The following is a 23442-nucleotide window of genomic DNA, read 5'->3' on the forward strand; positions in this document are numbered from 1 at the left end:
TGTGATTTTATTGACATGTGGCTTCTGTTAGACTCATCGAGTCTGCTCAGGAGTCACATGTGTCGCATAAGTTCTCAATTAAGATATTAATTTACTTTTTACTATTATTTTGTGGGCTTTGGATAAGCTATTTTTTTAATGTCACGCAGGATGAAGAGCGAATACTCAGCCWGACTAAAAGTAATTTGGAAAAGCTCAAGGGGTACGTTCAAGCTGAGTTTAGCCGTTACCAGGCAATACAATCTCAATTGAGTCAAAGTCCTTTGGTAAAGCTTGGCCTTCAGCCAAAAAGCGATGACAATGACAACGAACTCGATCGTTACCTTCAAGATATACAAATCTCCAGTGGTGCATCAGACATCTATTTACTAGACCTTAGCGGCACAGTGATCGCCAGCAGCAACTGGGACAAACTACATAGCTACAAGGGAAGCAATTTTGCTTTTCGTCCTTATTTCTACCAAACCATCAAAGGCGATGCCAATGTATCGTTTGCTCTGGGATTGAGATCTAAGACACGAGGCTTTTACTTTGCTAACCCTGTGTATGAGGACAGTTTGCTGTTAGGTGTAGTGGTCATGAAAGTGAATGCCAGTAAATTTGAGTCAGACAAAGCTCAACTAGATACCGGCACCAATAGCCACTTCTTAATCGCAGACAGTAATAATATTGTACTTGCATCGAATGTAGAGCAGTGGCGCCTGGGAACATTATTGGCATTATCGTCAACTCAACGTGAGCGAATTACTGTTGCAAGACAGTTTGAGAATGAGCCTCTAAAGCCTATTGGCTGGCGCGAATTGTCTGACAACCGAGCGTGGAGTGCGACGCACCAAGGGGAAGTGTTAGTGCAACAACAAGTACTCTTGCCGCAATACACGCTTTATTTGTTATACGAGGTGGCAGCAATTAAGTCAGCGCAGTGGGGACGGCTTGGGATCACAGCACTTATCCTGATAATTATATTCGCTGTCGCTGAGTATACATTGAGTAAGCTTACAGGCTATCGACAACTACTATACAGTCAGCGCACGTTGGAAGCTGAAGTTGCATATCGTCGGCAGGAGCTAGAGCATGCGCAAGATGCGTTGATCCGGGCGGCAAAACTTGCCACCATAGGGCAGTTGAGTGCAAGTATCAACCATGAGATAAACCAACCTCTTAGCGCCATGAGTGCGTATGTTGCAAGTGCCAAACGTCTTGCACAAAAAGGCGAGGTGCAGCCTGTTGTCGAAAACATGGTTTTGATTCAATCATTGATCACCAGAGTGCACAAAATTGTTGCGCAATTAAAGTCTTTTAGTCAGCATCATGATAATAAAATGCTGACGACTAGCCTCAAGCATTCAGTAGATAACGCTCTGGTGATAGTTGGCCCAGAGCTAAAGCGCACAGGTGTTGAAGTGCAATGCGAAGGCTTAGCGTGCAATATCTGGGTAGACCCATTTAAATTTGAACAAGTGTTGGTCAATATCATTAGTAACGCCTGTCAAGCACTGACTGAGCAGCACCAAAAGCGTATAAAAATATGTGCCCAAGCCCATGAAAACAAAGTACAGCTGTCTATTATTGATAATGGCGAGGGAATTAAGCAACATGCTTTATCGACTATCTTTGAACCGTTTTTTACTACTAAAAGTGGTAACGGGTTAGGACTTGGATTGTCTATTTCAAAACAAATTATCGAGTCGTTTCAGGGTCAATTGAGTGCCCACAATCACCCCCAAGGTGGTGCAGAATTTTTAATTAGTTTATATATGAAGAACCCGCCGCATGACTGAAAACAAGACGTTGTTAATTATTGATGATGAACCAAGTATCCTCGATGCGCTCAAGCAGCTATTCGAAATTGAAGGATATGAAGTCCATTGTTATACCAATGCCGCTCCTGCCTTAAAAAAACTCTCGCGCCAATTTCAGGGGGTGGTGCTGTGCGACATTAATATGCCTGAAATGAATGGCATCGAGTTTTTGGAGCAATTAACTCAATTTGATTCTGAGCTACCGGTGGTGTTTCTCACAGGATATGCTGATGTAGAGGTCGCGGTTAAGGCTATTCAAAAGGGTGCCTATGACTTTTTTGAAAAGCCAGTGTCTGAACCGCTTTTAGACTGTATAGAGCGGGCGCTTGATAAGCGCCGCTTGGTGATGGAAAACCGCGCGCTTAAAGCTCAAGTGAAGAAGAAATCAGCCCCAGGTGTTAGGATCCTCGGTGAGACAAAGCAAATGCAACAAATGCTGCATTTACTTGATGCAATTATTGATACGCCAGCAGATGTATTAATCGAGGGTGAAACTGGCACAGGAAAAGAGCTGGTTGCACGTTATTTACACGACCACAGTGAGCGTTCTAAGCATAACTTTGTGGCCATAAACTGTGGTGCAATTCCAGAAGAACTTATAGAGAGTGAATTATTTGGAGCTAAAAGCGGTGCATATACTGGAGCAAAGGAGTCACGCGAGGGAAAGTTCTCTTTTGCTCAAGGAGGTACTTTATTTTTAGATGAGATTGAAGCAATGTCAGCTGCGCTGCAAGTTAAGCTGTTGCGAGTGCTTGAAGAGCGCAGTGTAACGCCAGTGGGTAGCAACATTTCTATCGCGCTTGATATTAGAGTGGTTGCCGCAACCAAAGTAGAGTTGCATGAACTTGTCGAGCAAGGTAAGTTCCGATCAGATCTGTACTACCGACTGAATCTTGTCAAAGTGAAGATCCCACCGCTGCGCTCGAGGAAAGCAGATATTCCTTTACTTTATAAGCATTTTAGCTCAATAGCAGCCACGCGGTTTCACAAGCCAATGCAACCGATAAGTCCAGAACTTGAGTCGCAACTATTGGCTCAGCCTTGGCCGGGGAACGTCAGGGAGCTACGCAATCATGCTGAACGACATATCTTGCTTGGTGGAGCGATGAGTGACAGCAGCATCAACCCAACTTGGTCTGAAGACACGCTAAGCTTGGCTGAAAAAGTCAGTTATTATGAGCAGTCTCTGATTGAGGAAGCCTTGGCTCAAAGCCAAGGCAGCATCAAAGAAGCCATGAGTTTGCTACAAATCCCAAGAAAAACACTTTACGACAAGATGAATAAATATGGCTTAAATCGCACTATGTTTGCTGGTGGGGATTAGCTTTTACGGTGTAGCCACTCCCTATTGATGTAAACTAAGGGCAGGTTTAAACCACTGCTCAGTTAACTACTTCACACTACGCTCAATACATTCATAGTAATACCAATTTGACTTAATACTTGCTCAATTTGAAGGAGTAAATCTGACGCTAACAGCGTTAAAAATTTCTCATTTAGAACAACTAAATAGCAAAATTTTTGCCTAGTTATCGACAAGATTTTCTCGCCTCAAAATAGACCACTTAATTACCTAATAATCCTAGCAAACGTTGAGTAACAATGAACAAAACGTATTCAGATGAACCCGAAGGGCTGCGCTTGATTGGCATTTTTACTGTGTTGCCCCACAGGGATATGGGGTAAGGTGACTTTGCAAAAATGGAGGAGACCCATATATGAACTTCGAATAATTAAAAGGTCTGTGAGCTTGTACGAGTGTGGGTGAAGTTAGTGACAAACATAAAGGTTGCGTGTGTGGAAAACCGCACACTATGTATCAATTAGTTGTAGTGAATTTTTATATCTTCATGATTCTAAATTAAAAAATAATGCTGGTCTCAGAATTGCGTTACACCTAGTGACAACAATCAAAAAAATGAGATAAGCAATGACAGCAAGTAAATTTATCGTGGCTGTGTTAGCCACATCAGCGACCGCCAGTGTGATGGCAGCAGACTATCGTATTTACGGCAAAGCAGAAGTCCAAATCGCAAATACGGATAAAGGGGTCATGCGATACACTAAAGCTGGGACGCAAATTGATGCACCGTTTTCAAGAATTGGGGTAAAGGGCGAGCATACGTTAGCAAGTGACCTAAAACTTGTTTATAAATATGAAGTGCAGGTAAAGGGCTTTGAACATGACGACACAACAGAGCCATTTTCTGCTAGAAACACCTATGTTGGCCTTGCTGGACAATTTGGCACTGTGCTAATTGGTCGCAATGATACTCGCTTTAAGTTTAGTGAAGGTAAAGTTGATCAGTTTAATGAAACACAAAGTGATATCGCCCAAGTCCTTGCTGGACAAGATAGAGTTGGAGACTCAATTACATACACTTCGCCAAATTGGAATAATATGTCGTTCTCGCTCACTTATACTCCTAAAGATGATGCGAGTAATGAACAAGCAGGGCTTGCTGCGACAGCAATTTATGGCGATCGAGCATTAAAAAATAAACATTATTATATAGCGCTCAGTCATACAGACAGTATCGGCAACTTGCTAGCTACGCGCATTGCTCTGGCTTACAAGTGGCAAAAGTTACAACTTGGTGCCATTATCCAAGACAGTGAAAACCTAGCAAAAGATAAATCAGGCAAGGGCTATGTGGTGAGTGCCAGTTATCAGCTAAGCGATCATTGGCGTCCTAAATTACAGTTTGCCCGAGACACCAGCGGATTACGCCATGATGAAGATGCAACGCAATGGAGTTTGGGAACAGACTATCTCTTTGATAAGCAAACTAACTTGTATGTAATGGCAACACGGCTCGACCTTGATACAGAAGATGATACGAGTATAGCGCTTGGATTGAAGTACAGATTTTAAAGGGATCCGATCATGACAGTTGAAAGTACAAAAAACAAAAGGTCGCAATTATTTTTGTGGTTAGGCCCTATCGTTATGTTGATAGCGTGTTTAACCGAGCCACCAGCAGGTATGTCCATTGAAGCGTGGCGAACCGCAGGGCTAACATTTTGGTTGGCGTCGTGGTGGATAACGGAAGCTGTCCCTATCCCTGCGGCTTCTTTGTTGCCTTTAGTGGTCTCTCCCTTGGCCGGAATAACTTCAATGAAAAGTGCTGCAGCTCCTTTTGCACACCCTTTAATTTACTTGTTCTTGGGCGGTTTTCTTATCTCTATCGCGATGGAAAAGTGGGGGCTACACAAGCGTATTGCACTCAACACCATGTTAGTCGCGGGCAGCAAACCTAGCACTCAAATTTTGGCGATGATGGCCGTCACAGCTTTTTTATCCATGTGGATGTCTAACACAGCAACGGCAGTGATGATGTTACCAATTGCGCTCTCTGTTATTCACCTAGTGAGAGAGCAAGGTGGTGACAGTCAAAGCTTTGCTAAAGCGTTACTTTTATCTATTGCTTATGGTGCCAGTATCGGTGGAATTGCAACGCTCATTGGCACACCGCCAAACGCTCTAATGGCAGCCTATTTGTCGGATAGCTATCAAATAGAAATTGGTTTTGCCACATGGATGATGATAGGTGTACCGCTATCAATCGTGATGTTAGCATTTGCTTGGTTTTGGCTAACCAAAGTGACTTATAAGGTAGACCAAGAAGCGGTAAGTATTGATACCAAGTCTCTATTTACCAGTCAGCTAGCAGCGCTAGGTAACATGTCTAGGGCTGAAAAAGGTGTATTTGCCATATTTGTGCTTGCAGCGCTTAGTTGGGTTTTTAGGCCGCTTATTGGTGATTTTACTGGTTTAAAACTATCTGACACTGGAATCGCAATTGCAGCTGCATTACTGCTTTTTGTGTTACCGGCAAAAGCAAATAGTGATGAGCGCCTACTTGATTGGGAAAGCGCAGCAAAAGTACCTTGGGGAATCCTATTACTTTTTGGTGGTGGACTGTCATTGGCCGCGCAAATTAAGTCATCAGGCCTTGCTGACTACATTGCTAACCTGTTGGCTGGCGCGGATGCAATAGGGCTGGTACTGAGCGTGTTAGTGGTTGCGGCGTTGATCACGTTTTTAACGGAAATTACCAGTAATACTGCGACAGCGGCCGGTTTTTTACCTTTGCTTGGTCCCGTCGCAGAGTCTATAACAGGCTCGCCCTTAGTTTGGGTGGTGCCCGCTGCTATTGCTGCAAGCTGTGCATTTATGATGCCTGTAGCAACTCCACCAAATGCCATCGTATTTGGGTCGGGACAGATAAGAATCAAAGATATGATCCGAGCTGGGTTCGTGTTGAACTTGGTGGCGATATGTTTAATTACGTTTGTAACCTTGACTTTAGCGAGCGCCATACTAGGGTTTTAAAGTTGCCATTCTCCACAGGCTGTGTCCATCGAAGGGCAACTCGGTCATACGCAGCCTGTCTCAACGAGTATAAAACCAATTTTCTAACCCTGTTTTTCCAGTTAACCCATCGTTTACTGTTGAATCGCTCTTAGGGGTTATCCAAAATGGTATTAATAGACCCTAGATTTGTTCCTTGCTATATTCGAGTCGAGTGATAGTAGGACCTTACAATGATTGAAGACAATACCAGTAATTTAATTGCCACGTTTACACAGCTAAAAAGTCAGTTTCATCAAGAGCCTTATCCGGCTATTGAGAAGCGATTGCGTTTACTGCGAGATGTGAAAAGCAGAATGTTAAAACTTCAAGCGCAGTTTGTTGCTGCCGCAGACAAGGACTTTGGCAAAAGAAGTCGGTTTGACACACTTATTGCTGATATTATGCCGTGTGTTAATGCAATTGACTACATAAGTAAACACCTGCCCCGCTGGAGTAGAAGCAAGCGTCGATTTGCAGGTATACAGTGGCTACCCAGTCGCGCTGGTATTGATATTGTGCCCAAGGGAGTAATAGGGGTGATAGCGCCATGGAATTACCCGATCCAGCTTGCGATAGTTCCTGTTATCACAGCACTCGCTGCTGGCAATAAAGCAATGCTTAAACTCAGTGAGTTTACACCAGCAGTCAATAAAGTGATCCGTACATTATTTGATGGGCTAGATAATGAGGTCTGTGTGATAGAGGGAGGCCCTGATATTGCCGCTATGTTCACTGAACAGCCATTTGATCACTTGCTTTTTACTGGATCAACTGAGGTCGGCAAAAAAGTAATGGCAGCAGCAGCGAAAAATCTGACTCCGGTGACCTTAGAACTCGGTGGAAAATCCCCTGTCATTGTCTTGGATGATGCCGATATTGATACAGCTGCAATGAGTATCTTAATGGGGAAACTGTCTAATTCCGGACAGATCTGCGTCGCACCTGACTATGTGCTGGTTCATCATGAACAGTTTGATGCACTGGTTGCAGCATTAAAACGTCACTATAAGAAGTCCTATCAGCCTAAAGTTGGCCTCAAAAATCAAACAGCCATCATTAATGAAAGGCAGTTTCAGCGCTTAAACACCATCATTAGCGATGCTAAAGGCAAGGGCGCTAATGTATGGCAGGCAGAGCCGTCTCAAGATAACCGGCAATTACCACTACATATTGTCACTGAGGTCGACAAGTCTATGCGGGTGCTGCAAGAAGAGTTGTTTGGGCCCATTTTACCGATTTTAAAGGTAGCCAACCTACAAGGTGCGATTGCATATATCAGAGAAGATACAACCCCGCTTGCAAGCTACCTATTTACGCAGTCATCAGATGCGATTAATAAGGCCTCTCGGGAGTTAGCTGCGGGTGCGCTTGCTATTAATGAAACGATTATTCACGTTGCAGTAGAGTCACTACCATTTGGCGGGTTAGGGCATTCTGGAATGGGGCAGTACCATGGCGAAGAAGGGTTTTATACTTTTAGTCACAAGAAGTCGGTGTTGCACTCTAAAAACACCAAATGGCGCAATAAGATGCTGCTCGGTCATTCTAAGTTGTTAACCAAGCCCTTAGAGTGGTTATATTTGCGAAAATAATAATAAATATGGGGCGTTGAAATGCGCAGACCGCTTAGTAGCGATGCACTGGCCTAGCTTCCTAAAGCCAGTTTACCGCTACAACTGTGCTAAATTACTTAGTTCTTGTTTCAGCTACATATTTACCGGCTTGAATACGCTCGTAAATACTATTGGCAAGCTCCGTTGCTTGCTCTATTTGTGAAGGTGAAAGCTGTTTCTCATCAAGGAGGCGACTTTTTGTTGCTTCTGCATAACCATTGAACTCTGCTAATGTGTTCCAAACATAGGAGCGCTCAATACTCTTTTCAACACCTAACCCCTGGAAGTACATCAAAGCTAAATTGAACATGGCTAAGGTATAGTTGTTTGCTGCGGCTTTTTCGTACCAGTTTAGAGCCTGACGGTAGCTTTGCGTCACGCCATCTCCGTTAGCATACATAAGTGCAACGTTAAATTGTGCTGCAGGCATGTTTTTGTTTGCCGCTCGTTTCATTAATTCAACGTACTTTGAACGATCTTTTTTTACACCGCGACCTTCGTCATACATCACTGCCAGAGCAAACATTGCATCGGCTTCCCCAAGTTTTACGGCTTGTTGAAATAACTCAGCAGCTTTGCGCTGGTTTTTGATAACGCCATAGCCACCTTCATACATTACACCTAATTGATAAATACCTGGGGCATAATTCATTTCTGCTAAATAGTTGAATTCTTGTAGCGCCTCTTCAAATCTGCCGGCATTAAGCGCATCAATACCTTCCTCTAATCCTGCGTTTGCAAATGGCGCTTGGCTAAGTAATGCCAACACGACACATGCCTTGGAAATTTTGCCTAACATCATAGATCTCCTTTAGGTAGCTATGCTTATTGTACTGTTTGTTATTCTAATCCCAGAAACAAGGATTTACAAAATTCAAATCTAAAATGCGATTGCTTACGTTAATATAAAATAATAAAAAACAGCAGGGTAGTGGAATGAAAAAGTGCGTGCTATTGATTTTATGTGCCACCATTTTGGTTGGTTGCAGCCAACGTTTGGCATACAACAACCTTGGGTGGCTTGCGAGCTATTATATATCAGACTTTGTGGATCTCACCGATCAACAAGAAGACCAACTAGAGTCTGATGTTGAAGCCTTGGTCAATTGGCATAGACAGTCAGAATTACCCAAGTATCAGTCTCAAGTTCAATTACTTATCAACAATTGGCAGGAGATGACAGAAGCGGATGTAGTAGCACTGTTCGATACTACACGTCACTACTGGTATTCTGTTGTCGCTCAAGTGTTTCCAAAGTTAGTGCATCATTTAAACACGTTAAATCGGCAACAAAAGGAGATGCTCATCACTAATTTGGAGACTCAGTTGCTAAAAGATGAGTGGCAAGACGGAGATCAGTATCGCCGATATGAGCGTTGGCTTGGTAAGCTGAATAACGCTCAAAGAGCGATAATAAATGAGCATTACCAGCAAGGAGAATTTGCACGGCAAGTGTGGCGCGCTCATCAACAGCGCCGCTTCAACCAATTTAAGCAAGCGCTAATGCTCAGTAATGACGAGCACCTATCTAGGGACTTATTTCAAAAAGCGATTGTTACTGAACCACAGCAGCTGCCTGCACGCATCGTTGAAATACAAAATAGAAGAATAGCTGCGACCGCATCTTTAGCGATACGGCTAAGAGCGACAATGAGCGATAAACAAGAGGCGCATTTTGAGGAAGAGCTCCGCGATTTGCTGGAGCTATTAAAGAGTTTGTAACGCCTTAACCTAATTTTTTAATACGCGTCGGCTGGTGTGCTTTGGCATACTCAAGTCTATTTAAGCGTTTAGTTGTGTGATAACCGTCTAAGCTTGAAATTGCAACGCTCTCTAGTGCTTCTATATCAACATAGCCGTCTGGCTGTAGCGCAATTTCATCGACATGCAAAGCGGTTATCTCTCCTATGACCAACTCGGTATCATTGAGTTTTATGCGTTGGTGATCTCGTAGTTCGAGTGCGTACTTTAGACGGCTTTCTCCTACGAAGGGAGCAGAGAAACCGTTTAAATATTCAGCAGTAAGCCCTGTGTGCTCGAATTCGGACTCTGTTTTATCATACCGTGCTGAGGTTTGATGAGCTGCGGTATAAATCTGTGCATTTACTTGGTTAATAGTATAAGTCTTGGTTTCTAATATGTTTTCAAGTGTATGCCTTGAAACACTATGGGGGCGAAATATAACCCCAACTAATGGCGGACACGCACCGAGGTGAAACACAGAGCTAACAATAGAGAGGTTTTCTTGTCCTGCACTATCCACTGTACCAATTAGGTTTGCGCTTTTAAAACCAGAAAGAGAGTTTACCAACAACGCACGGTAACGCTGTTCAAGTTTGTTAATGTCTTCGTTTGAAAAGTGTTTCATTATTTATCTACCAATCGATCGGTTTATTTTGCCAGTCTACATAACTTACGGTGCCATCAACTTTTTGTCTCGCAATAATATCGCTGAGTTGTGCTGCTACGAATGTGGGACTAAACAGCTTTTGACTAGGTACATTGGCTTGAAAAGGTTTAGATAGCGGAGTATCGGTTGTGCCCGGGTGAAACAGTACCAGCTTGATGTTTTTTGCTCGCCTTGCAAGTTCCACAGCAGCGGACTTAAACATCATATTTAAGGCGGCTTTAGAGCTGCGATAGCTATACCAACCGCCAAGTTGATTGTCACTGATGCTACCAACTCGGGCGGATAATGCTGTTACCACGCATGAATTTTTACCTTTCAAGGCTGGGAGCAGGGCTTGCAACCACAACATAGGCAGCATTGTATTTATGTTAAACAGCATCATGCTGTAATCAAGGTCTATTTCCTCCAGCTTTTTTTCTGGTAGCTTGCCATCTTCTCTGTGCAGCATTCCGTTAAAGATAGTAACGCCTGCAATAGTGAGGTTGAGGTCTTTTATAGATTTACCGACTTGAGAAATTTGACTTGGTGAATAATCGCATTGAAAGTGAGCCGCTATATTTTGGTCATGACCACTCGGTTTTTTTGAGATGCTAATCACTTTTAGGTCAGGGTTGCGATTGGCCTGCTCGGTGATAAAAGCCTTGGCAATCTCTGAACTGGCGCCAATCACCACAATCGCCTTATCTGTCACCGTCACACTTCCCTTTTTGATTAATACCACATTGATTTGGCATCAGTAAATTCGATATTTTCATTCTATGGGCTGCAAAAAATAGATAAAATTTGTCCGCGATAAACTTTACGCCAGGCAGGCGAAGTAACCCTAGCCAGCGATGCTTGCCTACTGTCCTCCATACGCCTACCGTGACATCTAGCCCGAGAAGAAGCTGGCCTTGGTTGTCATAAGCATGGAGTTTGGTCATAGCGGCTTGTTTGCTAATTTCGGGGAAGTCCTGCTCAAAGCGCAAGCTATGAATGTTTACTAGATCTAGTTTATTTGCCTTGTCTGCACTTTTTAACGCGTCCATTTCTTTCATACATAGTGGACAGTTACCATCATAAAATACAATCATTCCCAAACCGTATTAACGTGATTCTTTGTCATTTTTTTACGTTATTGTCTTGAAAATAGATCGTTCGCAATTAAAAAAATTCTCGGTATAGTGAAGTTCGAGTATCTTTTCATCAAGGAGATTGTATGACAGAGCAATACACAAGCCTACGCAGTAACGTAAGCCTTCTAGGCCAGATGTTAGGACAGATAATTCAACAAGCACAAGGGCAAGAGACGTTAGACAAAGTTGAAGAAATCAGGCATTTGGCAAAATCCTCCAGAAGTGGGAACGAGTCAGATAGGCTGGTATTAATCGAAACGTTACGCAGTTTAAGTGACGAGGCTTTATTGCCTGTTGCCCGTTCATTCAATCACTTTCTAAACCTTGCAAATGTTGCTGAGCAATTTCACACCATCTCAAAATCGGGGGCGCCAGACGGCGTGATGGGTGAAATAGACCGCACACTCGACGAGTTACAAAGCAAAGTAGAAGCAGGTGAGTTGACTTTAAATGAAGTCGCTGACGTGATCAGCAAACTTAAAATTGATTTAGTGTTAACTGCGCACCCGACAGAAGTGACTCGACGAACCATTATCAATAAACATGTAGAGCTAAGCGAGTGTTTAAAACAGTTGGAAAACATCTCAGGTGAAGACCCTGTTTACGATGAAGTGCTTGATCGCATTGAACAGTTAATTTCTCAGGCATGGCATACCAGTGATATTCGAGAGAAGCGACCGACACCTCTGGACGAGGCAAAGTGGGGTTTTGCGGTTATTGAGAATAGCCTGTGGGAGGCAGTACCGAAGTTTGTTCGCTATTTTAATACGCAAGTTAAAACACGATTAAATTTACAATTACCTGCACACTTTAGCCCAATTCAACTGACTTCTTGGATGGGAGGTGACAGAGACGGAAACCCATTTGTTACCTCGCATGTTACTCAGTCTGTACTAGATCATGGTCGTTGGATGGCATTGGATTTATACCGTCGAGACTTACAAACGCTTGGAGCTGAGCTGTCGATGCGTCACGCGTCAGCACCTTTTAGTGAACGTGCCAATGGTAGTCACGAGCCTTATCGCTATGTGCTCAAACAGCTGCGGGCCGATGTAGAAGAAACTATTGCGGCGCTAGAGTATAAGATCAAAGGTATGCCTTCTCAGTACCAAGATAAAATAAAAGAAGTGGTTCAAATCAGAGAGCCACTTGAAGCCTGTTATCAGTCTTTGGTTGCCTGCCGCATGAGTAATATTGCTGATGGATTACTATTAGATGTATTGAGACGAATAGACTGTTTTGGTGTGTCCTTATGTAAATTGGATATACGTCAAGATTCGGCAAGGCACACTGAAGTATTTTCTGAGCTCACGCGTTATCTCGGGTTGGGCGATTATGCGCAGTGGCAAGAGGAAGATAAACAGGCCTTTTTGCTTACAGAGCTGAGCTCTAGACGGCCGTTACTGCCGCGTCACTGGCAACCGAGTGCAAATGTCCAAGAAGTAATAGAAACATTTGAAGTTATCGCCCAGCAAGATAGCAGTGCTTTGGGTATTTATATTATATCAATGGCACAAAGTGCATCTGACATACTCGCGGTGCACCTATTGTTACAAGAAAGCGGTTGCCAATTTGATTTACCTGTTGCCCCATTATTTGAAACCTTAGATGATTTAAATAACGCACAAACAGTCATTTCCGGTTTGTTTGATAACACCTGGTATAAAGGAACTATTGGCGCAAAACAGTATGTAATGATTGGCTACTCCGATTCAGCAAAAGATGCGGGTATGATGGCTGCTGGCTGGGCACAGTATGAGGCTATGGAGCAGCTGGTTACGTTGGCTGATACAAAAGGTATTGAACTGGTTTTATTCCACGGTCGGGGTGGTACGATTGGTCGCGGCGGTGCTCCAGCTGCTCAAGCGTTACGCTCACAACCACCAGGCTCGTTAAAAAGTGGATTACGAGTCACCGAGCAGGGTGAAATGATCCGCTTTAAATTCGGTTTACCGAAAGTGGCGATGCAAAGTCTCTCTATCTATACCAGTGCAATTCTTCAAAGTAACTTATTACCTCCTCCAAAACCCGAGCCTACTTGGGTTGAAGTAATGCGCACAATCAGTGAGGCCTCTTGTGATAAGTATCGACAAGTAGTTCGGGAAACGCCTGAGTTTGTTCCTTACTTTAGAATGGCTACGCCAGAGCAAGAACTATCTAAGTTACCGCTCGGTTCAAGGCCATCCAAGCGTAACCCACAAGGCGGGGTTGAAAGCTTAAGAGCGATACCGTGGATTTTCGCTTGGAGCCAAAACCGCCTGATGCTACCTGCATGGTTAGGCGCTAAGGAAGGGCTCGAGGCTGCAATTGAAGCCTTTGGCAAAGACACCTTGCAGCAAATGAGTGCGAAGTGGCCGTTTTTTAGAACACGCCTTGAGATGCTAGAGATGGTATTTTGTAAAGCAGACCTTTGGTTGAGCGAAATGTACGATACCAGTCTTGTCAGCGCTGAATATAAAGGTCTTGGTGATGAACTAAGAGAAAATTTACAACAAGCAATCGAGCTTATTAGAGGGCTTGCGCCTGAGTCTTCATTACTATCGCAGCAGCCTTGGATTAAAGAGTCAATAGCACTCAGAAACCCCTATACAGATCCGCTTAATTTATTGCAGGTGGAGCTTCTTAAACGTGTAAGAGAAGACACAAATCATGACCTAGAGCTCGCCTTAATGATAACGATGACGGGGATAGCTGCTGGAATGCGAAATACTGGTTGATGTGCCATGTGGGATAATTCATTCACACGGTAATTAACATTTGTATTGATCATATTAAAAAAACCAATCCCAATGGATTGGTTTTTTTAATATGTTTAGTTTTTTAATCTTATATTTGTTGACAGTAATTCTCATTGAGCTATACAATGCGCGGCTGGTTCAACCAGTTATTATATTTGTTTTAGTCAAGAATAGTTCGGTGATAGGTTTTCGAAACATGCACAAAATTTCTACTAGCGTCACATTCGATGAGTGTCATGATTTAATTATGATGAAGGTCAGAGGTGTTGCTACTGCAAATGATGTTGTCAGCGCGTATGAAAAAGCTAATTTGTACGCTAAAAAGCATAATAGTAGTAAAGTCCTAGTAGATGTGAGCGAGCTGGAACACCGTTTTGCGGCTATTGATATTGTCAATATTATGCCAAAAGTTGTACATCATATTGGTAATCTGCATATCGCACGAGTAGTGGGTTTTGAAGGCTACATGCACGACTTATTCTTACAAAAAGTAAAACGCTTTAATATCAGCGCCGAGAATTTTGAATGCTTTAAATCTGCAAGAGAATGGTTGAGTCGACTCTAACTCTTGCGTAAACTATCCTGCCATAGATAAACATGACAACAATATGGCAAAACAAGAACTATCTCTAAAAAACGCGTTGAAGCAAGATGCCATAGCTAAACGCGGAATATTCAGTTATGACCTTTTAACTACCTGCAAAGCACGCTTTCAATTGTCGGAGTCTGAACTGGAAGCGGTATTACTTGAAGTTGCAGCAGAATTTGCAACGCCTCCTATTTCAGATTTTTATGTTGGTGCTATTGCTTGGGACGATAAGTCCGGCCAAGCGTTTTTAGGCGCCAACCTTGAGTTTTCTCATCAAGCTCTCTCTTTGGTGGTGCATGCTGAGCAAGCTGCAATCAACAATGCGTGGCTAAATGGGGCGGCAGAAATTTCAAGAATGACAATCAACGCTGCACCTTGTGGCTTTTGTCGTCAGTTCATGAATGAATTAAGCACAGCTAAAGAACTTGATATTTTATTGCCTTCGGGCAAAACAACGCTCAATGCGCTGCTGCCGACTTCATTTGGTCCCGACGACTTAGACAACCAAGAAAAACTGTTTGCACAGCATCCACACAGCGAAGCAGTTCTGGGTCTTCCTGCAACGGTAAGTGACAAGTTGTATCAACACTATCTTGCTTCTTATTGCCCTTACACAAAAAATCGTAGTGCGGTGGAAATAACGTTAGCAACCGGAGAGCGCTTTTTTGGCCGATACGCTGAAAATGCAGCTTATAATCCAAGTTTGTCGCCGCTACAGAGCGCATTAAGTCAGTTGGCAATGTCAGGAAGAACGTTGTTGGACGTTGATGTGGAGTCAATTACACTTGTGGAAAAACGCGGCAAAGCGAACCAGCACGCGGTGAGTTTAGCTGTGCTCAGTGCCTATGACGCGCAAAATCTATTAAGGCTTATAGAGATTGAGTAACTACTCAATCTCTATCATTCTCCAGCCTTAGCAGTGAAGACCGGCTTGAACCTACTTATTACAGTTAAGATCAAGCAGAATTAATTTAATTTACTTGTGTTGATGTAAAAGGATGTCCGCCGCTTTTAGTACCGCAGTAACCGCTTTTTTCTCGACGTCATGGTGGTCGACATTCGGTATCTCTTGACGTGTTCTGTTCACGAGTACGCCTGCGAGGCAAGCTGCTTTTAACCCTAATGCTGCACACATAGTGAATAAGGTTGCAGACTCCATTTCGTAATTCATAACATTTAACTTTTGCCACTCAGCACACGAGCCTTGGTATGCCTTACGTACATATCCTGAGTAAGTGTCATAACGCTCTTGGCCTGGATAAAAAGTGTCGCTTGATGCTGTGATACCGACATGATGGGTAATACCTAGCGATTCACATGCTTGAACCATTGCTGAAGTTGCGCCAAAGTCGGACACCGCTGGAAATTCAATTGGTGCAAAATGTTGGCTAGCTCCATCTAAGCGCACAGAGGCAGTACTAACTAAGATATCCCCTTCATTGATGTGTGGCTGAATAGCGCCTGTTGTACCAATTCTTAGAAAAGTGGTGATACCAAGTTGGGCTAGCTCTTCAACAGCGATGGAAGTTGATGGACCACCAATACCTGTTGAGCAAATTACTACTGGACTTTCATTTAAAAAGCCAAGGTAGATATGAAATTCGCGAGTTTGTGCTAAGCACACCGGAGAGTCTAAATATTCAGAGATACGCTTTGAACGTTCTGGATCACCCGGAACAATTGCGAGTGAGGCGCCTTTTAGGTCGGCTTTGGTAAGACCTAAGTGAAATACCTTTTCCATAGTAAACCTTAGTGATTAGTAAAGCGTAATGTTTATAGTTAATGCCTTTCAAGTACAGGACAGATGTCCTGTTTGGGCGCGGCGATTCTTAAATTATAGCTTGTTCTAGCTTGCGGGATTGTCAATGTTCCACTAAACCTAAACATGAGAGCAACTACGAGGAATGGTTATGCCTGCTACACATTCTATAGATAAAAATCACCAGTTTGCGCGTTGCTTTGAGTGCAATAAAGTACCTGCGATGGCGCCTTTTCATTGGCTTGCACTAGCGTGCAAAGATTTGGCTAATGCCCCTTTACTTAGTTTACTATACGGACTGATCTTTACCTTAATTCCAGCTACCATCATGTGGCTTGTGTATCAATCTGGCACCCATTTGGTGATCCTGCCTGCAGCTGTTGCCTTTGCATTAATTGGCCCTGCTTTTGCCGCGGGGTTGTATGATGTTGCATGGGAATTAGAGAAAGGTCACAAGCCAACTTTGATACATAGCCTGAAGTCTATGTTTAGAAACCCCGCAGGAGAGTGGGGGTTTGCAGTGCTATTAATGGTTATCATGATCGTGTGGATGCGCCTTGCAGCACTAATTCACGCTCTGTATCCAAACGTACCCAACCCCACATTTGAGCAACTCTCAGCATTTTTAGCCTTGGGCTCTATTGTGGGAGGGATCTTACTGGTATGTGTGTTTGCAATTTCGGCATTTACCCCACAAATCATGATGGAGCGTCGCGTCGATATTATGACAGCAGTGATAAGCTCTATGCATGCCGTGAAAGAGAATTTCGGCGCTATGGTTGTGTGGTGTGGAATTTTGGTATTCCTCGTTATGGTCGGGTTTGCTACTGGAACTGCTGGTTTTATCGTGATTATGCCACTGCTTGCATACGCCAGTTGGCATGGGTATATCGCTGTTATTAAAACCAAAGTACCGCGTCATTACGAATAACTAAACATCCTCTATGAATAATCAACCAGAGTGTATTGCTTGCATCAATACGCTTTGGTTGACTTCCCAATTTAAGCTGTTATACGTTCACCAACTTATATCTAACGCGCAGATTCAAGCTAACGAAAAATGAGTATGATAATTTGCTAAGTGCATGATTATTATTAAGTTAACTTGTTTTCTGGCAATGTTTCTGAGATTTGGGCTGATCTTGAAGGCAACTCTTACACGAATATCGTGAATAAGTTGGCTGGAATTTTCCGAATCGCATGATTATTCACAAAAAAGGGGATAGCGATGTCTGATAGTAAACAACAATTCCACAAAAAACTGGAGCACTGTTTATGTCCACCGGGGGATGGTGTTTTCACCGTAAACACTGCAAAAGAGAGAAAGGATGCGTTGAGACAAAAGCTATATGGGCAAACTGAAGGTATTGACACCCTGTGGAAAGCATCTTTGAATAGCCTTACTGATAGTGAAAAAAAAGCAGCCATTTTGGGGATTAGTTCAGATTGTGGTGGCGGTATTTTACGCGGAGCGAATTGGGGACCTCTATTTTTACGTTCCACACTAATAGAGCAACAGCCGCACACAAGTGCTTTTGATCTTGGTGATGTAAGAGTTATTCCGCATCTGCTTCATGATAAGTACCTAAATGAGAGTACGATCAGTAATTGTCAAAAAGCGCTCTATGCAGACCCTGAGAGTGAATATTACGTGTCACCTTTATCCATTACAGAAGATGTCTGTGATGGTTTTTACGAGAATTACCCTGATAAGGGTATCTTTGGTATAGGTGGCGACCATTCGATTAGCTATCCGCTTACCAAATCGTACCTGAAAGCAAAACGTGCTCGCGGTATAAAAACAGCAATTATTCATTTTGACGCGCATACGGATTTACTGGTTGAGCGCTTAGGTATTGATTTATGCTTCGGTTCTTGGTGTACACATATTTTGGAGTTTCTGCCTGCACCTTCTCACCTCGTGCAATTTGGGATCCGCTCAAGTGGTAAGCCTAAATCGCATTGGGAGTCGACATTTGGTGTGAAACAACACTGGGCGCATGAAATTAGAGAACGCGGAGCGCAAGCAATCGTTGACGAAGTTATCGCACAGTTAAAAGCTGATGGTGTTGAAGAGCTGTATGTTAGTTTCGATATTGACGCGTTAGATGAAGCATTTGCTTCAGCGACAGGTACACCTGAAGCTGGAGGCATGACGCCAGAAGAAGCGATGTTGATTTTAAGCGCATTGCATGAAGAGTTTAAGATAACTGGTGCAGATATGATGGAAATCGCGCCGTTCACCGACAGTTCTTTAGCCGGTCAATCAAGCTCAGAAACGACACTAAGAGAAGGTGCCAAGTTAAGCGCGTTTTTAATCGATGCGATTAACAACAGCTAAAAAACCTTGCTTATGTCAGTGGTGGGTGATCTAGTTTTACCCACCATATCTCCAGTTAAAAAAACTAATACCAATTTTCTTAATTAAGTGGTCTATTTTGAGGCGAGAAAATCTTGTCGATAACTCCGCTACCGCGTCCTGCTATCGCTAAGGTACCTACATCCATATAAGCAAGGCAAAAATTTTGCTATTTAGTTGTTCTAAATAAGAAATTTTTAACGCGGTTAGCGTCAGATTGACTCCTTCAAATTGAGCAAGTATTAAGTCAAATTGGTATAACGTCTGCTCTTCTCCCAAAACTTTCATTTTGTGTTAAAAATTGCTCAACTCCCAAGTTAAGACTATATTATTCAAGTTACTACGGGAGAGTTTCATGAAGGGTATACTTTGGTTTTGTATGGGCACACTAGTAATTAGTTTCTGTGCTGGCGCGTTTACCTTGAATATCGTGACTGAGAATTTTCCGGATTTTCAATATCAGAATGAAAAAGGAGAATTGATAGGGCGAGCGGCCGATAAAGTGAAAACGGTTCTCGACGAAGCAGGGATAAAATACACCATTAACGTACTCACTTGGCCAGCAGCTTACAATGCCGCATTAAGAAAAGATGATACTTGTGTCTTTTCRACTGCTCGAAACAACGTAAGAGAAAATGAGTTTGAATGGGTGTTTCCTATTGATGCCTTTACGACCTCTTTTTATGGGCTTCGCGAAAATGAAATTGAATTAGAGTCTTTAGAGGATGCCAAACGTTATCGCACGGCGGTAATAAGAGATAACTTTAGCCACCAGTTTTTAATGGAACATGGTTTTATAGAAGGAAAGCAACTGTTAATCATCAACTCTTTTGATAAAGTGTTTGAGTTGCTTAATACAAGAAAAGACTTTGTTGATTTGGTGGTATTGAGTGATGCTCAGTTTAGGTTTCGAAGAACACAAGAGCAAACGGCTTATTTATTGGAACCGGTGTATACTTTGGATGACTTCAGTACATCATTATATTTCGCGTGTAACAAAAATGTGCCCAAATACATTCTTAATAAAATACATGAAACCTATCAATCTCATTATTCAGTGCATTAGCTCAAACACCTCAAAAGCTTCAAAACAGGTAGCGATTATGATGCTAAGAATGGGCAAAAATAGGGCTTGGTAACAAGACTTTTTAAGCTGGATAGGCTGTTTGTTCGAGCTCACCAGTATAGAGCGATGAGCTCGATTTTAAATTTGAAAATAGAAGGGGAGATAAGCCGGACTATTTTTTTATCTCAGGCCATTGAAAACCATGAAAGGTATCAAGGTATAGCTGTTCTACTTTAGCTCGAGCCCAAGGCGTTCGTCGTAAAAACTTTAAACTGGATTTGACGCTCGGGTTATCCTTAAAACAGTTTATGTCCACGGCGGCTGACATGGCTTTCCAGCCAAGCTGTTGCTCTAGTTTAATAATTATTTCTTCTAGCTTGACCCCATGTAGTGGGTTGTTTGCTTGGGTACTCATTAATTGCTTCTATATTGACTACTATAATTGTTGTTAGTTTACCTGAATTTTCTTGATAATTTCAGGCCTTATTGGTTTACCTGATGTATCTGCTTTAATCCAAATAAGCTGACCATTGTTTTCGTTGTGTTTTTTGGGAGCACATACAAAGAGCATATCGAATTGCTGCAACAGTGCGCCTTCGCTATATGACTGTCCTTGGTACCAACATACTCGTTTGGGTAACTCGCCATAAAGTCTTAACTCTTGGGGACTGAGTGCCAAAACACTGGGTGAGATCAAAGTTGCTGTTATTAAACCTATTAAAAACTTCATCAAATTTAAAATTTTGAACTAGAGTGTAAAAAGAATATAGAAGAATAAGGAAAAATGACAATGGCATTAGATCAAAAATTATTGGATGAGCTAACCTTACTTGCCAGGTTTCCTAGGCATAGTTTACATCAGGGGATTAAAATTCACAGTAATGCACCAGAAGGGATCCAGGGCGCTGCGATGCGTCTATTTGAAAAAGGGGTTATTGATAGCCCCGATGGAGGGTATTTAACCGATTTGGGCCATGACCTTATCGGCCATTTTGATCACGTTTATAGCGCGCTGAAATAAAAAGGTTTGATTTACGGGGTGATATGCCCAGCATATCACCCCGTACAACGGATCTATCTCGTAATTAAGTTACTGTGCATCTAATTGATTTTCAGGCGCGGCATCAGAAAATGCGCTTAGCGTATTGCAATGTTCATATACTCGAGCGATCTTAGGAAATGCAGTCATATCCACTTTAAAACGCAGTGCATTAAATACTTGTGGCACTAAACAAACGTCGGCTAGCGTAGGCTCTGTACCAAAGCAAAATTGACCATCACCAATCATAGGTTCTAGCTTTTTAAAGCCCTCGATAACCCAATGACGATACCATTCGTTTTTCTGGTCGTCAGATGCGCCTAGCTCGTTTGATAAGTATTTAAGTACACGTAAATTATCAATAGGGTGGATATCACAAGCGATGGCATAGCAAAAATTTCTTACTTGTGCTTTTTGCCATGGATCTTGTGGTAACAAAGCTTGGCCGCTTTGCGTTTCTTCCAACCACTCCAGTATTGCTAAAGATTGCGCAAGGACGCCGTGCTCTGTTTCTAAAGCAGGAAGTAAGCCTTGACCATTTTTACTTAAATATGCCTCTGCGCTTTGCTCAGATTTTAGCAAGTTTACAGGCACTAACTCATGGCTCAAACCCTTTAAGTTTAAAGCAATACGCACACGGTAGGCAGCTGAGGAACGAAAATAAGTATATAGTTTCAACATAATCTTTATGCTCCTTTAAAGTACTTTTTAATGCCTTTCCAGCAATCAGCATAATTAGGCTGACGTGCTTTGCCTTCAAGAGCATACTTAGTTGGAGAGATAATGTAACGTGACTCAAACATAAACGCGAGCGTGTTTTCATAGCGTTGCGGCGCAAGCTCTGCATTGCTCGCTTTTTCAAATACATCCGCTTCTGGACCATGTGGAGACATGCAGTTATGCAGGCTCATACCACCAGGTACAAAGCCATGCTCTTTAGCGTCGTAGACCCCTTCGATTAACCCCATAAACTCACTCATGATATTACGGTGATAATAAGGAGGGCGGAAGGTATTTTCTGCCACCATCCAGCGCGGTGGGAAGATCACAAAGTCTACATTGGCAACACCTGGTGTGCCTGATGGCGAAGTCAGTACAGTGAATATTGATGGATCGGGGTGATCAAAACTGACTGTATTCATCACGTTAAATCGCGCTAAGTCATATTTGTATGGAGCGCTATTACCTGTCCATGCAACCACATCAAGTGGCGAGTGGCCAATGTCACAGCGAAATAAGTTACCGTTGAACTTGGCAACCAGTTCAAAGTCGCCTTCTATGTCTTCAAAGGCAGCCACTGGGTATTGGAAATCACGCTCGTTAGTATAACCATTTGCGCCAACGGGGCCTCGCTCCGGCAAGATGTAGGGATTGCCGTAGTTTTCACAAATATAACCGCGAACTGTATCGCTGAGTAGCTCAACTCTAAATTTAATCCCACGAGGGATAACGGCAATCTCACCTGGTTTAATCGCGAGTTTTCCGCACTCGGTATGTAAAACGAGTTCACCTTGCTGTGGGACGAATAGCAATTCGCCATCCGCATTATAAAAGTAACGTCCCTCCATCGATGCGTTAGCAACATATACATGAATACCTATTCCGCTTTGTCCGTTTGCACTGCCGTTAGCTGCCATAGTGACCAAGCCATCGATAAAATCCGTTTTCTCTTGTGGTATATCGATAGGATCCCAACGCAACATAGAAGGTGGAGTCGCTACCTCTGTAATAGGGGCTGTGCGCAGTAAACCATTATCAATGGCCTCGTATTCTCCTTGTAAGACAGAAGGACGAATACGGTAAAACCAATTTCTGCGGTTATCAGCCCGAGGCGCTGTAAATGCTGTAGTGTTATATTGCTCTGCATAAAGGTCGTATTTTACTTTTTGCGGTGAAAATTGACCAATAGGTAAAGCACCTGGCAATGCTTCACTTTCAAACTCATTACCAAACCCTGTTAAATATTGAAGTTCTTGGCTCATCTGTCTCGACTCCTTACTGTTTTATAGTAAGATACTCTCATGTGAGAGTATTTTCAATCTTCACCGTTGAGTAAGGCCGTAAAGTTATGATGACACTTAGGAGCAATTGATAATGACAAAAAAAGATGAAAAGTCACTGAATATTAAAGAGTTTTTACCATATCAATTAGTTTCTTTGTCAACAAAAGTGAGCAATGACTTTGCACAGGTGTATAAACAGCAAGGGAAACTGACACAGCCGCAGTGGCGGGTGCTGTCCCATGCGATACAACATAATGGGATCACAGCAGCACACATTTGTGAACTGGCAAACATGGACAAATCAACCGTTTCGAGGGCGATCAAGCAGTTACAAGACAGAGAGTTGATAGAGATGTTAGTGAGCTCAAGTGACAAGCGTGCAAAAACTATTGCGGTGACAGAGCGAGGAAGAGTGCTTTATCAAACGTTAACGCCACTTGCTCTAGCATGGGAAGCCGAGCTACTTAGTTGTTTTAGCGATGAGCAGAAAGAAAAGTTTATTGAATTATTAACGGTGCTTAATAATAGACTAGTGAATAGTGATACCAGCAATGCTGATTAACGAAAAAGGCCAGCATTTGCTGGCCTTTGG

Annotated in this window: 23 protein-coding genes; 14 read left to right on the top strand and 9 right to left on the bottom strand. The window is 42.8% G+C overall.

The features are described 5' to 3' along the window. The first annotated feature begins 59 nt into the window (after window positions 1-59). The 5 genes from EAG18_RS16435 (at window position 60) to EAG18_RS16455 (ending at window position 7751) form a co-directional block, all read left to right on the top strand. The gene (locus EAG18_RS16435) at window positions 60-1781 is read left to right on the top strand and encodes an ATP-binding protein (RefSeq protein WP_125253452.1); all 1722 of its coding nucleotides are present in this window, start codon (window positions 60-62) and stop codon (window positions 1779-1781) included. Beyond that, entirely contained in the window at window positions 1774-3126 is a 1353-nt protein-coding gene (locus EAG18_RS16440) for a sigma-54 dependent transcriptional regulator (RefSeq protein WP_125253453.1), read from the top strand. Before EAG18_RS16435 ends, EAG18_RS16440 begins: the two co-directional genes overlap by 8 nt. 606 nt (window positions 3127-3732) lie before the next feature. Then, window positions 3733-4677 carry a porin gene (locus EAG18_RS16445; protein WP_125253454.1) on the top strand — a complete coding sequence of 315 codons (945 nt, stop codon included), beginning with the start codon at window positions 3733-3735 and terminating at the stop codon, window positions 4675-4677. A 12-nt stretch (window positions 4678-4689) separates the two neighbouring features. After that, window positions 4690-6138, top strand: a complete 1449-nt coding sequence (locus tag EAG18_RS16450) for an SLC13 family permease (RefSeq protein ID WP_125253455.1) — start codon at window positions 4690-4692, stop codon at window positions 6136-6138. Window positions 6139-6350: 212 nt separating this feature from the next. Then, complete coding sequence (locus tag EAG18_RS16455; protein ID WP_125253456.1) at window positions 6351-7751, top strand: aldehyde dehydrogenase family protein; 1401 nt, start codon at window positions 6351-6353, stop codon at window positions 7749-7751. A gap of 94 nt (window positions 7752-7845) precedes the next feature. On the opposite strand, the gene EAG18_RS16460 is transcribed toward EAG18_RS16455, so the two are convergent. Further along, window positions 7846-8571 (bottom strand): tetratricopeptide repeat protein, encoded by a 726-nt coding sequence (locus EAG18_RS16460; RefSeq protein ID WP_125253504.1) that lies wholly within the window; start codon window positions 8569-8571, stop codon window positions 7846-7848. 137 nt (window positions 8572-8708) lie between these two features. On the opposite strand from EAG18_RS16460, the gene EAG18_RS16465 reads away from it, so the two are divergent. Then, window positions 8709-9494: a DUF6279 family lipoprotein gene (locus tag EAG18_RS16465; protein ID WP_125253457.1), complete on the top strand. Its 786-nt coding sequence runs from the start codon at window positions 8709-8711 to the stop codon at window positions 9492-9494. Between the two features lie 4 nt (window positions 9495-9498). Here EAG18_RS16465 and EAG18_RS16470 read toward each other — a convergent pair whose 3' ends face one another. The 3 genes from EAG18_RS16470 to EAG18_RS16480 are packed head-to-tail and all read right to left on the bottom strand — an operon-like array spanning window position 9499 to window position 11255. Beyond that, on the bottom strand, window positions 9499-10140 hold the full coding sequence (locus tag EAG18_RS16470) for a flavin reductase family protein (protein WP_125253458.1): 642 nt from the start codon (window positions 10138-10140) through the stop codon (window positions 9499-9501). Window positions 10141-10147: 7 nt separating this feature from the next. Beyond that, window positions 10148-10873, bottom strand: coding sequence for an SDR family NAD(P)-dependent oxidoreductase (locus tag EAG18_RS16475; RefSeq protein ID WP_125253459.1), 726 nt, complete (start codon window positions 10871-10873; stop codon window positions 10148-10150). After that, window positions 10863-11255, bottom strand: a complete 393-nt coding sequence (locus tag EAG18_RS16480) for a DUF393 domain-containing protein (protein WP_125253460.1) — start codon at window positions 11253-11255, stop codon at window positions 10863-10865. Before EAG18_RS16480 ends, EAG18_RS16475 begins: the two co-directional genes overlap by 11 nt. Before the next feature lie 125 nt (window positions 11256-11380). Between EAG18_RS16480 and ppc the strand changes: the two genes are divergently transcribed. From ppc to cdd, 3 genes are all read left to right on the top strand, one after another. Beyond that, window positions 11381-14014, top strand: a complete 2634-nt coding sequence (ppc, locus tag EAG18_RS16485; protein ID WP_125253461.1) for a phosphoenolpyruvate carboxylase — start codon at window positions 11381-11383, stop codon at window positions 14012-14014. Window positions 14015-14231: 217 nt separating this feature from the next. Then, window positions 14232-14600 (top strand): hypothetical protein, encoded by a 369-nt coding sequence (locus tag EAG18_RS16490; RefSeq protein ID WP_125253462.1) that lies wholly within the window; start codon window positions 14232-14234, stop codon window positions 14598-14600. A gap of 43 nt (window positions 14601-14643) precedes the next feature. Continuing rightward, complete coding sequence (cdd, locus tag EAG18_RS16495) at window positions 14644-15510, top strand: cytidine deaminase (protein ID WP_125253463.1); 867 nt, start codon at window positions 14644-14646, stop codon at window positions 15508-15510. A gap of 90 nt (window positions 15511-15600) precedes the next feature. Here the strand turns inward: cdd and udp are convergent, their stop codons facing one another. Continuing rightward, window positions 15601-16365 (bottom strand): uridine phosphorylase, encoded by a 765-nt coding sequence (udp, locus tag EAG18_RS16500; RefSeq protein ID WP_125253464.1) that lies wholly within the window; start codon window positions 16363-16365, stop codon window positions 15601-15603. A gap of 169 nt (window positions 16366-16534) precedes the next feature. Between udp and EAG18_RS16505 the strand changes: the two genes are divergently transcribed. From EAG18_RS16505 to EAG18_RS16520, 3 genes are all read left to right on the top strand, one after another. Then, window positions 16535-17314, top strand: coding sequence for a DUF2189 domain-containing protein (locus EAG18_RS16505; RefSeq protein ID WP_125253465.1), 780 nt, complete (start codon window positions 16535-16537; stop codon window positions 17312-17314). A 297-nt stretch (window positions 17315-17611) separates the two neighbouring features. Next, entirely contained in the window at window positions 17612-18724 is a 1113-nt protein-coding gene (locus tag EAG18_RS16510) for an arginase family protein (protein WP_125253466.1), read from the top strand. A 373-nt stretch (window positions 18725-19097) separates the two neighbouring features. Next, window positions 19098-19808, top strand: coding sequence for a transporter substrate-binding domain-containing protein (locus tag EAG18_RS16520; protein WP_125253467.1), 711 nt, complete (start codon window positions 19098-19100; stop codon window positions 19806-19808). A gap of 172 nt (window positions 19809-19980) precedes the next feature. On the opposite strand, the gene EAG18_RS16525 is transcribed toward EAG18_RS16520, so the two are convergent. Continuing rightward, window positions 19981-20223 (bottom strand): VF530 family protein, encoded by a 243-nt coding sequence (locus EAG18_RS16525; RefSeq protein ID WP_125253468.1) that lies wholly within the window; start codon window positions 20221-20223, stop codon window positions 19981-19983. A gap of 33 nt (window positions 20224-20256) precedes the next feature. Continuing rightward, entirely contained in the window at window positions 20257-20538 is a 282-nt protein-coding gene (locus tag EAG18_RS16530) for a DUF1496 domain-containing protein (protein ID WP_125253469.1), read from the bottom strand. Between the two features lie 60 nt (window positions 20539-20598). Here EAG18_RS16530 and EAG18_RS16535 point away from each other — a divergent pair, with 60 nt between their 5' ends. Then, window positions 20599-20829, top strand: coding sequence for a TIGR02647 family protein (locus tag EAG18_RS16535; RefSeq protein WP_125253470.1), 231 nt, complete (start codon window positions 20599-20601; stop codon window positions 20827-20829). A 69-nt stretch (window positions 20830-20898) separates the two neighbouring features. On the opposite strand, the gene maiA is transcribed toward EAG18_RS16535, so the two are convergent. Then, window positions 20899-21525, bottom strand: a complete 627-nt coding sequence (gene maiA, locus EAG18_RS16540; RefSeq protein ID WP_176033376.1) for a maleylacetoacetate isomerase — start codon at window positions 21523-21525, stop codon at window positions 20899-20901. Window positions 21526-21533: 8 nt separating this feature from the next. After that, the gene (gene hmgA / locus EAG18_RS16545; protein WP_125253472.1) at window positions 21534-22829 is read right to left on the bottom strand and encodes a homogentisate 1,2-dioxygenase; all 1296 of its coding nucleotides are present in this window, start codon (window positions 22827-22829) and stop codon (window positions 21534-21536) included. A 112-nt stretch (window positions 22830-22941) separates the two neighbouring features. Here hmgA and EAG18_RS16550 point away from each other — a divergent pair, with 112 nt between their 5' ends. After that, entirely contained in the window at window positions 22942-23412 is a 471-nt protein-coding gene (locus tag EAG18_RS16550) for a MarR family transcriptional regulator (RefSeq protein WP_125253473.1), read from the top strand. Window positions 23413-23442: the final 30 nt, after the last annotated feature.

It is taken from the genome of Pseudoalteromonas sp. J010 (genome assembly GCF_003934235.1).
GTDB lineage: Bacteria > Pseudomonadota > Gammaproteobacteria > Enterobacterales > Alteromonadaceae > Pseudoalteromonas > Pseudoalteromonas peptidolytica.